General features: G+C 47.7%; 6 protein-coding genes and 5 pseudogenes. 3 read left to right on the top strand and 8 right to left on the bottom strand.

Going from position 1 to position 13,254, the window contains the following annotated elements; genetic code table 11:
- Window positions 1-2: 2 nt before the first annotated feature.
- Window positions 3-426, top strand: a pseudogene (locus ASN_RS20365) (transposase); the annotation flags it as partial.
- Here the strand turns inward: ASN_RS20365 and ASN_RS19085 are convergent.
- A pseudogene (locus ASN_RS19085) lies at window positions 354-1,437 on the bottom strand (transposase). The pseudogenes ASN_RS20365 and ASN_RS19085 sit on opposite strands and share 73 nt — an antisense overlap.
- Window positions 1,438-1,622: 185 nt before the next feature.
- Between ASN_RS19085 and ASN_RS19775 the strand changes: the two are divergent.
- The gene (locus tag ASN_RS19775) at window positions 1,623-2,852 is read left to right on the top strand and encodes a hypothetical protein (protein WP_157765211.1); all 1,230 of its coding nucleotides are present in this window, start codon (window positions 1,623-1,625) and stop codon (window positions 2,850-2,852) included.
- Between the two features lie 219 nt (window positions 2,853-3,071).
- On the opposite strand, the gene ASN_RS17870 is transcribed toward ASN_RS19775, so the two are convergent.
- Complete coding sequence (locus ASN_RS17870; RefSeq protein WP_058989015.1) at window positions 3,072-4,151, bottom strand: IS5 family transposase; 1,080 nt, start codon at window positions 4,149-4,151, stop codon at window positions 3,072-3,074.
- 208 nt (window positions 4,152-4,359) lie between these two features.
- Here ASN_RS17870 and ASN_RS17865 point away from each other — a divergent pair.
- Window positions 4,360-5,443: pseudogene (locus ASN_RS17865) on the top strand (IS5 family transposase).
- A gap of 132 nt (window positions 5,444-5,575) precedes the next feature.
- Here ASN_RS17865 and ASN_RS17860 read toward each other — a convergent pair.
- From ASN_RS17860 to secD, 6 genes and pseudogenes are all read right to left on the bottom strand, one after another.
- Window positions 5,576-5,767: pseudogene (locus ASN_RS17860) on the bottom strand (IS5/IS1182 family transposase); the annotation flags it as partial.
- 200 nt (window positions 5,768-5,967) lie between these two features.
- Window positions 5,968-7,842, bottom strand: a complete 1,875-nt coding sequence (locus tag ASN_RS17855; protein ID WP_058989014.1) for a glycosyltransferase family 2 protein — start codon at window positions 7,840-7,842, stop codon at window positions 5,968-5,970.
- A gap of 226 nt (window positions 7,843-8,068) precedes the next feature.
- Window positions 8,069-9,133, bottom strand: a pseudogene (locus ASN_RS19080) (transposase).
- Window positions 9,134-9,309: 176 nt separating this feature from the next.
- Window positions 9,310-10,461: a UDP-galactopyranose mutase gene (gene glf / locus ASN_RS17840; RefSeq protein WP_058989012.1), complete on the bottom strand. Its 1,152-nt coding sequence runs from the start codon at window positions 10,459-10,461 to the stop codon at window positions 9,310-9,312.
- Between the two features lie 87 nt (window positions 10,462-10,548).
- A complete protein-coding gene (gene secF / locus ASN_RS17835; RefSeq protein ID WP_058989011.1) occupies window positions 10,549-11,469 on the bottom strand; it encodes a protein translocase subunit SecF in 921 nt (306 codons plus the stop codon).
- A 12-nt stretch (window positions 11,470-11,481) separates the two neighbouring features.
- Entirely contained in the window at window positions 11,482-13,047 is a 1,566-nt protein-coding gene (gene secD, locus ASN_RS17830) for a protein translocase subunit SecD (RefSeq protein ID WP_197603379.1), read from the bottom strand.
- Window positions 13,048-13,254: the final 207 nt, after the last annotated feature.

Raw genomic sequence — 13,254 nt, 5'->3', positions numbered from 1 at the left:
AAGAGCGCGACCATCGTGAAGCACTTGGCCGCTCTCGCGGCGGCTATGGCACAAAAGTCTGCATGATCGCTGAAGGACATGGAAAAGCCTTCGGTTCCCTGGACAGGCTCATGAGGGTCTCTGGTGCCAGCCATGCTCGACAGCCTTCCCGCTATTCCCCTGTGGGTAGTAGCGGACAAGGGCTACGCGTCGAACGCCATGCGTGAACGGATATGGGACATGGGAGCCCGGCCGGCCATTCCCGCGAAACGACGGGATGGGTTGGTCGCCTGCCCAAAGTGGGCCTAGCGATGTCGACATCTCGTTGAGAACCTCTGAACTCGCCTCAAAGAGTGGCGCGCTGTCGCAACCAGCTACGAAAAAACAGCAAAGTCGTTCCTCGCGGTCATCCACATCGCTGCCCCAGCAGACTGGATCAAGTCATAACAGGCCCTAGCGAGGCCGATCCTCGTGGTGGCGCGGGTGATACCCACTGTCCGGATAAACAGTCTCGTCTGTGCTTTTTGATCAGCAAAGACATGCTCGACACGAGGTCTGATGATGGACTTACCTACATTAGACTGTTGGATATGCCGCGGCATGGGCTTGATATGCGGCTTTTTCCTATGAACCTTGGAGACAAAGCCCTCCTTTTCCATGAAGGCTTCATTGTGCTTTGGAGTAATAGGCCGTGTCGGCCCAGACATCAGACGCGGTATTGCTCCTCCGGTCGAGTAGACCTTATCTCAATCGCGCACCATCTCTGGTTGCTGTCTCTGTCGCTTTCCATGTCCGGATCAACCGGAATTTTCGATCGCTGGAGATGTGCGATTTGTATCCGAAGAATGGGACGGCCAGATCCGTGGTCGGGAGCGTCCCATCACCAGTCTGGGGTTTTGCTTTTGTAACCTTCTGTGTCCAGCGGGCATCACGATCCTTGTGTGAGAGCTTTTCCTGCTTGTCTTTCCTGTCTTCGGGAATACGCTCTTCCCGAAAATCCGCCTTCTTCCCATTGGTATCGCGCTGCTTTAGAGCCGCCACCGGGGCTGCGTCCAGGATCTGTCCCGACACGACATCGGCAGATGCTAGGCATCCCGCCGGGTTTTATCAAAACGATTGAATAGGAGCTCAATCGTGCCAGCCTGTGTCAGGCGTTCGCAAAACAGCCAGATCATTTTGGCATCAGGCACACGATCCGACAGCCCAAGCCCGAGAAAACGCATAAAGGACAGACGATCGTTAATCAGATACTCAGTCCGTTCGTCGGAGAGAGTCTTCAGTGTCTGGAGCTCCAGGACTTTGAGCATCAGAATCTGATCATAGGGAGAATGGCCGCCTTTGCTTCCATCCGCATAGGCCAGAGCCTTGTCCAGATCTGGGCGGAAGATCTCTCACAATAAAGGCTTCGAGCAGGTCGCCAAGCTCGCTCAGCCACGACAGTCGCTCCTCAACATCCAAAAACCAAGATGCTTCATGTCATCCACTTCGATCCATGTGCAAGAGGCGAATCCCAGAGAGCTACGTAAAACCAAGAAGTTTTTTAGAATTCTTCAGATTCTGGGCGTATAGTAACAGTGAGGGTTTTTAAACCTACTAATTTTCTATACTATATAAGGGTTATAAAATTAAACTTGGTGGATCAGATGAAATCTTCTCTTTTGATTGGTTGTGTTGGAAATCCTAATTTCGGTGACGAAACAATTATGAGGGTGTGGATTGATAAATACAAGAATAGTGCATCCAGTAATATAATAATATGTGATGGTATTAATAATTCAAATTTAAGAAAATATATAGATATACTTGGATATAAAAATATAAATGTCATTCCAAATGATCTGAGTCTGTTTTCTCTTGGGAAATATATCAGTTATTCAGATTCTGGCATCAGAATAAACAACAAAAAAGATTTTTTTAGTAAAATTAGTGCAATATCTAAATATTTAGAAGACTGTGGGGTTAATAATATTCATATGTTTGGGGGAGGATATATTAATTCTATGTGGAGACACCATTTGCCTATTATTGTTGGATCGAAGTTGATTTCCGACAATATTAATTCTACCTTATTTTCTACGGGGCAGGGCCTTATCCCGTGGGATAAAAAATTAGATCCTTATCTCAATGTATTAATGGATTTTGATAAAATAGATGTTAGAGATATTTCATCTTTAAATGTATTGCCAAACCATAGTGGTCGACAGAATGTAAGTTTCTCAGGAGATGATGCAATTCTTTTGTTTTCTAATCCACAAAATTTTGCGATAAAAGAGGAAAAAGTACCGTCATTAGTTATGTGCCTTCAAAATGATTTATTCCAAGGTTCGGATTTGTTTTCAAAAATATTAACGGAGAAGAATTTGGCTGCGATTAAAAGTTGTGGGATTAGTAATGTAAAAATAATATCTGCGATGCAGAATGACGTTAAGAAATTAAATGAAAGGCAAGCAGAAATTATAAAAAATACTGGTTTTTCTGTTTCTTATGTAGATTCTGATGAGTTGTTAAAAAATGGAATCCCCTTCCATAAAGAGAGTTTTTTTCTAACTAGCAGATACCATATACATCTAATAGCGGCTTTTTCTGGGGGGAAGGGATTCGCATTTTATCAAAATAAATATTATGAAAACAAACATTTCTCTGTAAAAACTATGGGGAGTCTATGGCCTGTATTTGATGTGAAAGATTTTAATTTTAATGATTTTGGTAATTTAATTGCAAATCAGATAAAAAATCAAACACCCTTTGATGAGATGGTTTTTAAGTTTTGGCATGATAAGAAAAAAAAGCTAGCTGAGGAAATTTTCACTCAACAGTTCCAGAAAAAATATTTTTCAGAAAATATAAAAAGTTTATTGGAGTTTTTAGTATAACTAGGCTGTTTGGTAATTAATCATACTCTATGACAATCGGGAATGTGGCTAATGACGGAATGCTGATGTAGCCACTTCCTGAAGCGTATTGTTAATTCAATAAGGTGGAGGGATCGAAGAACCGTTAATTGGTTCTTTTTTTGCGTGTTGCTTGCTGGTTTGTTGACCTGATTTTCACTCTGCGTTTTGAGCAGAGTGAAGGTCTCATGCTCTGGATTGCTACGCTGCGGCGTTAATTCGCTCCAGGAGGAGAAAGCGGCGCATATTATAGACGATATTGGCCAGCCCGATCCTCATGGTGGCTCGCGTTATGCCTACGGTTCGTATGAACAGTCCTGTCTGCGCTTTCTGATCGGCAAAAACATGCTCGACACGCGACCGAATAACGGACTTTCCTGCATTCGATTTCTGGATATGTCGTGGCATGGGCTTGAGATGAGGCTTTTTCCTGTGAACCTTCGAGACAAAGCCATGCTTTTCCATGAAATCCTCATTGGCTTTTGAGCGGTAAGCTGTATCTGCCCAGACATCAGACGCCGTATTGCTGTGATCAAGAAGCCCCTCACGTAGTCTGACACCATCGCTGGCGGCGGCATCCGTCGTCTCCCATTTGCGGATCAGCCGAAACTTTCGGTCGATGGAACTATGCGATTTATAGCCAAAGAAAGGGATGGCGAGATCCGTAGACGGGATCGTCCCGTCATCCTGACGCTTTGCCTTGGTGAATTTCAGGGTCCAGCGTGCATGACGATCTTTATGGGACAGCTTTGACGGCTTGTCCTGCCAATCCTGTGGGATCCGTCCTTCCCGCAGATCGGCCTTCTCCCCATTGGTATTGCGCTGCTTTGGGGCCGCTACCAGTGTAGCGTCCAGGATCTGGCCTGACATCGGCAGATAACCGGCATTCCGCAGAGTTGCGTCGAAGCGATTGAACAGACCATCGATCGCACCCGCCTGTGTCAGACGCTCGCGAAAGAGCCTCACGGTCTTGGCATCAGGCACGCGCTCAGACAGTCCCAGACCAAGGAAACGCATGAAGGAAAGACGGTCATTGATCAGGTATTCTGTCCGTTCGTCGGAGAGGGTGTTCAGCGTCTGGATGACCAGAATTTTGAACATCAGCACTGGATCAAACGAAGGACGACCGCCTTTGCTTCCGTCTGAATAGGCCAACGCCTTGTTCAGCTCCGGACGGAACACCTCAAACTCGACAGTACGGGAAAACGCTTCAAGCTGATCGCCAAGCCCACTCAACCGAGCAAGCCGCTCTTCAACATCAAAGAAACCAGACTGCGTCATGAGCCACTCCTCCAGTCATCACACAAGAGAGGGAATCACAGAGAAAGGCCCAAAACCAGAGGGTTTTTCGAACCCTCCAGGTGTGTCATTCGTGGCCGATCAACTTGATTGAAAGAAGACGCCACTATCATGTGGAGGGTTCTAAAAACCCCTTGGTTTTGAGTACGTATCTGTGATTCCATGCCTCCTATGGTGATTGGGAGGATAAATCATGAAGCCGCCGGGTTTCTTTGATGTTGAAGAGCGGCTTGCTCATTTGAGCGGGCTGGGGAATCAGCTTGAAGCGTTTTTCCCGTACTGTGGATTTTGAGGTGTTCCGCCCTGATCTTGATCAGGCTCTGGCCTGTTCGGATGGAAGCAAAGGCGGGCGTCCGCTATTTGATCCGGTTCTGATGTTCAAGATCCTGGTGATCCAGACTCTGAACAATTTGTCTGATGAGCGAACAGAATACCTGACAAACGACCGGCTCTCCTTTATGCGTTTCCTTGGTCTGGGGCTGTCGGGCCGGATACCGGATGCCAAAACGGTCTGGCTCTTTCGCGAGCGTCTGACACAGGCGGGTGCGATCGGTGGCCTGTTCAATCGCTTTGACGCAACGCTGCGGAACGCTGGTTATCTCCCAATGTCAGGCCAGATCCTGGACGCAACGCTGGTGGCTGCTCCAAAGCAGCGCAATACCAACGCGGAGAAGGCGGATCTTCGAGAGGGACTGATCCCGCAGGACTGGGAGGACAAGCCGTCCAAACTGTCCCACAAGGACCGTCATGCACGCTGGACACTGAAGTTCACGAAAGCAAAGCCTCAGGACGACGGAACCATGCCGTCCAGCGATCTCGCTATCCCGTTCTTTGCCTACAAATCCCATATTTCCATCGACCGGAAGTTCCGGTTCATCCGGAAATGGAAGACGACGGATGCGGCCGCCGGTGATGGTACGCGATTGAGAGAGGGGCTGTTGGATAAAACCAATACGGCTTCAACGGTCTGGGCTGACACCGCCTGTCGCTCGAAAGCGAATGAGGACTTCATGGACAAAGAGGGTTTGGTCTCAAAGGTTCATAGGAAAAAGCCGCATCTCAAGCTTATGCCCCGTCATATCCAGCGCTCCAATGCCGCTCAGTCGGTGATCCGATCCCACGTTGAGCATGTCTTTGCGGATCAGAAATCACAGACGGGGCTGTTCGTCCGAACAGTCGGTATCACACGGGCCACCATGAAAATTGGGCGGGCTAATATCGTCTACAACATGCGCCGCTTTCTCCTACTGGAGCGGATCAGTGCGACCGAGTAGCAGCTCAGCGGGGGCAATATCTCCACACGGATCAAAACGCAGAGAAAAAGTTACCCTGACAACCATCAATCAAAACGTCATAGCCCTAAAATCAGGAAACAGGAGTTCAAAAAAACGGTTCTTCGATCCCTCCATTTTGAACATAATTACCGGATCAAACGGTGGACGCCCACTTTTGCGCCCGTCTGAATAGGCCAGAGCCTTGTCAAGATCAGAACGAAAGACTTCAAAATCTACAGTCTGGGAAAACGCTTCGAGTTGATTACCATGCCCGCTCAGACGCGCCAGTTGCTCCTCAACATCAAAGAAACCGGGCTGTTTCATATCGCCATCCCTTCATTCAGAACCGGAAAAATGGAATCATAGTGGAGGGCTCAATACCAAGAGGTTTTTCGACCCCTCCACCTTTGAGACATCCCCCTGTTTTTCCATTCTTTGGTTACAAACGTGGGGCTTTGAAAAAACCCCACATTATAATTTCTCCTATCTGAACAAATTTTAAATTCAAAAATAGATTTTTTATTTTACAAATTATTTTCTATTATTGAAAATAGCGTTTTTGATTGCTCCCCGAGATTATCTTTGTTTTCTCTCATATATTGATATATGAGAGAAATTCTATCATTTGTTTTTGCGATAATTTCAGAAATACAAGAATTTATAGATGGTATACTTCTTAATTTTCCTATGTAATTGGATAACTCTTTTTTGTCTACAAAGTAGATATTATCTGCTGTAGGCCCATATTTTTCAAACTGAGAATTAAAGGTATGAACTAAATTCTCATCAAAAGATGTGATTGAGATATCTTTTCTTTCAAACTCCTTGAGAACATCTCCTCTGTAGAGTCTGAGTAAAAATTCCTGTGAAGACTTATAGTGATAGTGGAGTATATAAATCATACCATGGTGATTTATATCAGCCCACATCGGATTATCAGAATAACCAGATGAGTTATGAGCGTATCTGTGCTCATAACCATTTGCTAATCTATATGAAATAGAATTTCTAGATGGACAAACTGCATTGTGGGCAGTCGAACTCATAATCATATTTGGCTTAGACATACTTTTTATTAAATTGTTTGCCGCACCAATTACATGGTAGGCAATAAATTTTCGTCTATCGGTAACAAAGCTATTTTTATATGGAATGCTTTCATCGGAAGCCATATATTTCCAATTTATTCCAATTGCATCAGTTTGCTTCTTTTCAGCCCACCTTATATATTCATTTACATTATTAAATTTATCATGGTTTATAGCTAAAAATTCGTCAGAATCTATAACTAGAGCCCATTCATAATCTAGAATTTCTTCAAGAATAGCGAAAGTATGCACACAAACCTTTGCTTGTGGTCTTACATTCTTTCCCATATTATTTTTAATTAATGTTATTTCTCCAATATTTGCTAGGTTTTCTAATAATATATCAGACCCATCGTCGTTATCATTAGTATAAATAAAAATATGTTCAAATCCCAATACTTTATGCCATGCAATCCATTCAAGTAAATAAATACCTTCATTACGAACTGTAGTTACGACACATGCCTTTTTTGTTGGTATAATATTTTTTCGAACGTAAAAATTCAAAGCATGGAAAATGGAAGAAAACTCTTTCTTCTCAAAAAGATGTTGTAAAAAATCAAAAGTTTCGTCACAGATAAGAGTGCCGCCGGAAAAATTTTTGATTTGTCTTGTTTCGTTCCATGATATGCAGGATCGTATTCCAAATTCGACCCAAAAATTATCATAGAAAATACTAAAGAAAGTTTTGGAAAAATCATTTTCTAGGAAAAATAATTTGGAAATTTTTTCAAGATCTTTTTCTTTCAAGAAAAAATAAATGGAATTAAAAATGATTTCTTTGTATTTAGTAGGGAAATCATATTTAAGGATTTTATAAAGGGATTCAATTTGATTGTCATCGGAATATAGATTATCAAAAAAATCTTTCGCTTTCCTTGCAAAATCAGGGATATCGCCTTGATATGGTTCAATATTAACTTCTTCCCAATCAAGGTTGTCTCCAACAATTCGTGCGTAATGTGTACTGTTGCTTATTTTAAATTGACCTATGTCCGCTGCTGTATTCAGCGGGGGAAAAGATAGCCAATTATGATCAAGAATATCAAAAATTGAGTTCGCAGTTTTGGATGCTCCGACGTCCCATCCAAAAGGATAGATAGGATTAGAGAAACAAGAACCTATATAAGAAATATTTTTATTTATATCTTCAGTGCAAATAAAAATTGTATTTTTGACATTTTTTGAGAAAAAACAGAAAATCCGTTCTAATTTATCATTGCTCTCTTCAAAAGATGATAATGATAGTTTTCCGTCATATAAACATATTTCTGTGCCAATTTTAGTTCTCAATAAAAAGAAATCGCTCATTCTAACTTTCTCCTTCGAAAAACGCTTTATATACATAAAATACTACATCCCAAAGAGAAGAGAAAGTTTGAAAGGCTCTGGGTGGTCCCTAATAGTTTTATCTTGGAGAGATCGAAGAACCATTGATTGAAGTTCTGAATGCCTGATTTCAGGCAAAGCGGATGACTATGAATTTTTTTCTAGAGCCGTTTCCGCTTTCCGTTTGGAGCAGAGCAGGAGTATTGTGCTATAGTTTGCTAGGCGGTTGCGCTGATTCACTCCAAGAATAGAAACAGTGCATGCTGTAGACGATATTGGCCAACATGATTCTCATGGTGGCATGGGAGATCCCAACGCTTTGGATGAAGAGAGCCGTCTGAAATTTCTGATTGACAAAAATGCGCTCGACCCGCGAACGGATCACCGACTTTCCCGCATTGGATATCTTGAAGTGTCGGGAGATGGGTTTGAGATGCGACTTCTTGCGATGCATCTTCGAGGCAAAGCTCTGCTTTTCCATAAAGCTTCGTTTGCTTTTGAGCAATACGACGTATTCGCCCAGACATCATAGGATGTATTGCTGCGATCGAGCAGTCCGTCTTTCAATTTTACGCCATTGCAGGCCACAGCATCTGTTGCCTTCCATTTTCAAATCAATCTGAATTCCTGGTCGACGAAGACATGCGACTTGTAGCTAAAGAACAGGATGGCGAGGCTTGTTGAAGGAGTTGTCCTTTTATCCTGCTGGCGTGCTTTCGTGAGCGTCGGTGTCCATCGCACGTGGTGGTCCTTGTGGGGTGGGTCTGCAGACTTGTCTTTCCAACCCTCGGAAATATGCCGTTCCCGAAGATCCTTTTTCTCACCGTTGGTATTGTGCTGTTTGAGGGCCGCCACCAGTGTTGCATCCAAGGTCTGGGCTGACATCGGTAGACAACCGGCGTTCGGTAATGTGGCATCGGACCGGTTGAATAGCATTTCGATAGGCATCGGCCTGCTCACAAAATAGCCAGACTGTCTTGGCTTCAGGCACCCGATCCGACAGCCCAAGCCACAGAAAGCGCACGAAAGAGAGAGGTCGTCGATCAAATACTCCGCCCGTTCATCGGACAGATTATTCACCGTCCGGATCACCAGGACTTTAAACATCAGAACCGGATCAAACGGTGGTGATTGCATTTTCTGCCATCCGAATAGGACAAAGGCATATCCCGACCAACCCGGAATGCCTCAAAATCCATAGTCTGGGAAAAGGCTTCGAGCTGATCCCTCGCTCGCTCAGGCGAGCCAGGCACTCTTCAACGTCAAAAAAAATGGCTGGCTCCCTCCATCTACTCCGATCCAAGAGCAGGAGATGAAATCACAGATAGCTACTTAAAACCAAGAGGCTTTTCGAACTCGTCCAGATGACGTCACCTATAGCTGAAGATGCCATGTAGTGACTCAGTTATGACGTATATCTCCCTTTACCCTTAGAAGAGCCGTTATATTTCAGCTTGGATCAACAAAGAAGGCTGGCAGATCCAATTCTTTCGCCTGCAAGGCTGCATCAATCCGGTCACACGCGGCAAGGGCTTCCGTGATGGTGACATCCATATCCAGATAACGATAAGTGCCAAGCCGCCCGAGGAAAGACACGCCTTTCTCTGCGCGGGCGAGGCCGATGTAGCTCTCCAGCATCTGCTTTTCGTTCACGAGGCGGATGGGGTAGTACGGCACATCCTTCTCACCGGCCAGGCGGCTGTATTCGCGGAAACACACCGTCTTGGAGAATTTGTCCTGCTCCCAGGGGGCAAAGTGCTTGTGCTCGGAAATACGGGTGAACGGCACGTTTTCATCACAGTAATTGATGACGGCAGTGCCCTGATGATCACCTTCATCAACAAACCGTTCAAAATCCAGAGTTCTGTAGCCCAGCCGGCCCAGTTTGAACTGGAAGAAGCGATCAATCGGGCCTGTATAGAAAACGTGCTGGAATTTTTCTTCCAGGCTTTCAAACGAACAGCCCAGCCGGAGATCAATCCCGTCAACATTCAGAATATTCTGGACAATGGCCGTATAGCCTTCCTCCGGCATACCCTGATAGGGATGGTTGAAATAGTTGTCGTCATAATTGAAACGCAGGGGCAGCCGCTTCAGAATGGACGCAGGCAGTTCCGTGGGTTCAAGGCCCCACTGTTTGCGGGTGTAGCCATAGAAAAAGGCCCGATACAGTTCCGGCCCGATCATGCTCAACGCCTGCTCTTCAAACGAGCGGGGGTTGGTAATGGTTTTATCCGCTTTGCCTTCAATAAAGGCACGCGCCTCCTTCGGCCCCATGGTGGTGCCAAAGAACTGGTTGATGGTCAGCAGGTTCACCGGAAGCGTATAGACACGCCCTTGGGAAATGGCTTTTACCCGGTTCACATACGGTTTGAACGCGCCAAAACGCTGCACGTAGTCCCATGCGCGTTGATCTGCCGTATGGAAAATGTGAGGGCCATATTTATGCACCATCACGCCCGTTTCGGCATCCCGTTCGGTATGGCAGTTGCCGCCAATATGCGGACGCTCATCCACAACCGTGACCTTATGCCCGCGTTCCGCAAGATGGCGCGCAATAATGGCACCACTAAACCCGGCACCCACAACGCAAAAAGACATCCAATCCCCCACTACTATTTTCGAAAAAAGATATATTAGATTAACGGTGATGTATCAGTTAGATAATATTATTTTTTTGATTGTTAGTTAGATCGACTGTTTTTTCAACCGCCCCTCTCCCATAAACAGCAGCAGCGGGGCGGCGATGAAGATGGAGGAGGACGTTCCTACTACAATGCCGAACAGCATTGTCCAGGCGAAGCCGGAGAGGGTGGTTCCGCCGAACAGGGCCAAGGGCAGGGCGGCCAGGAAGACGGTGGAGGAGGTGCCTAGTGTGCGGTTGAGGGTCTCGTTAATGGAGAGATCAATCAGTTCGCGCAGCGGCATGGTGCGGTATTTGCGTAGGTTTTCACGTACGCGGTCGTACACCACAACCTTATCGTTGGTCGAATAGCCAAGAATGGTCAGGATGGCTGCCACCATCACCAGATCAAACTCAAAACCTGTAATCACCAGGAAGCCCATGGTCTTGGTCAGATCCAGCACCAGTGTAATGACGGCGCTGAGAGCAAATTCCCACTCAAAGCGGAACCAGATATAGGCAAGGATCATCGCAAGGCTCAGGCCAAGGGCCAGCATGCCGTTGCGGAACAACTCGGATGAAACGGATGCGCCAACGGCATCGGCCCGCAGAACAGTTGTGCCGGGCTGAGCTTCATCGACGGCGTGGCGCACGCTATCAACAACCTTGTTGGTTTCCTGCCCATCGCCCGCGTCCAGCCGGATCAGCACATCGTTCGGTGCGCCAAATGCCTGGATAGAAGCATGCGTGATGTTATGGGCGGCCAAAGCCGTACGCAACTTGCCGAAATCGGCCGGGCCGGATGTTTTGGCTTCCACCACAATCCCGCCGCGAAAATCCAGTCCGAGTGTCAGGCCCGGATAGAAGAACAGCCCGATGGAGGCCAGAGACAGCACGGCTGAGGTAATCAGGCCCGCAAAGCGCCCGCGCATGAAGTTGATATGGGTATCCTTGCGCACAAAACGCAGGAGAGGACGTCCGAACATATGCGCCTCGTCTCAGACTGGTAGGCTGGTGGGGCGCGCGAGCGCGTACCAGCGGACCATAAGCAGCCGGGAAAGAAGAAGAGTGGTGAACAGCGTGGTGGCAATACCGATGGTGATTGTCAGCGCAAAGCCACGTACGGGGCCGGTGCCAAACACAAACAGCATGACATGTGCCAGAAGGGCCGTGGCGTTACTGTCCACAATGGTGGAGGTGGCGCGCTCAAAACCGGCCTGCATGGCTGCCAGAGGCGTGCGCCCGCGAGCCACTTCTTCACGAATACGCTCATTGATTAGAATGTTGGCATCAACCGCCATCCCTAATGTCAGCAGCATGCCGGCCATGCCGGGCAGGGTGAGTGTAGCTTCAAACAGGGAGAGGATGGCCACCATCAGAACCAGGTTGGCCAGCAGGGCAACGTTCGCGTACCAGCCGAAGCGGCCATAGAACAATGCCATGAACAGAATGACCATCACGAAGCCAGCGGCCAGACTGAGCATGCCAGCCCGGATGGAATCTGCGCCCAGAGACGGACCGATTGTGCGCTGTTCAACCACGCTGAGAGGAGCGGGCAGAGCGCCAGCGCGCAGCATAAGGGCGAGGTCTGTCGCGCGCTGGGCGTCAAAGCCGCCCGTGATCTGACCATTGCCACCCGTAATGGGGGAGCGAATGACCGGCGCTTCAATCACCTTATTATCAAGCACAATGGCAAAGCGCTTACCGACATTGGCCTGCGTGACGGTTGAGAAAGCATGCGTGCCGATTGAGTCAAACGTGAAGGAAACGGCCCATTCGCCTGACTGGGAATCAATGGCGGCACCAGCGTTTGTCAGGTCCGTGCCGTCAACATCTACATGATCATAGACGGGTAGGGGGCCACCTTCCGCCGGGTTGGACATGGGTAGCAGGCTGACGCCAGGTGGCGGAGCCGTAGCGTGCATGGGGTTTGAATCGACCAGCCGGAACGTCATCTTGGCGGTGGTGCCCAGCAGAGTCTTGATCCGCTCCGGGTCACTCACACCAGGGAGTTCGACGACAATGCGGTCGTCGCCCTGACGGGTGATTTCGGGATCAACCGCACCTGTGGCGTCAATACGGCGGCGCACGATCTCGATGGACTGGGTCACGGCTTCACGAGCACGGGCTTTTACCGCATCATGAGACAGGGTCAGGACAATGGAGCCATTATCCTGCTTCTTGACCGTGAATTCGTTGGGAACAACGCGCGGCAGTTTTTCCAGCGCGGTTACGTCAGCATCAGCTTCAGACGGATCACGCGGGTTGAAGGAGACGGTGCCTGCATCCGCATTGGTGGTAATGTTGCGGTAGCCAAGCTGGGATTTCAGCAGGGTTTCCCGCGTGGTGTCCGCCAGCGTTTGCAGACGGTCATGCGTCAGGCTTTTCAGATCCACCTGCATAAGCAGATACGAGCCGCCGCGCAGATCCAACCCAAGGTGGATTTGCCGCCAGGGCATGGACGGGAAGGGGTTGCGCAGGCCATTGGGCAGGCAAAGCAGCAGACCTAACAGGCATACACCCAGTACCGAGGCCAACTTGAGGCGGCTGTAATACATTCTCACCTGAAACAATCGGTTTTTGTCGCCCGGAACATGCCGCTCCCTTGCGTGTGATGCAACACTCTGTGGCGATATGAAGGAGGGTGTCCGGTATTCGGCGTGGGAAAGTGGCCTCCTTGCATCAGTCTGAAAGCGCGGAAAGCTGCCCACAAATGGGTAGAGACACCCACTGAAAAACTATTTTCGATTCGGAGAGAGAAATGGAGGGGA

The sequence above is a fragment of the Acetobacter senegalensis genome, from assembly GCF_001499615.1.
Taxonomy (GTDB): Bacteria; Pseudomonadota; Alphaproteobacteria; order Acetobacterales; family Acetobacteraceae; genus Acetobacter; species Acetobacter senegalensis.
The sequence above is the reverse complement of the archived record's forward strand: the minus strand, read 5'-3'. Positions and strand labels throughout refer to the sequence as shown.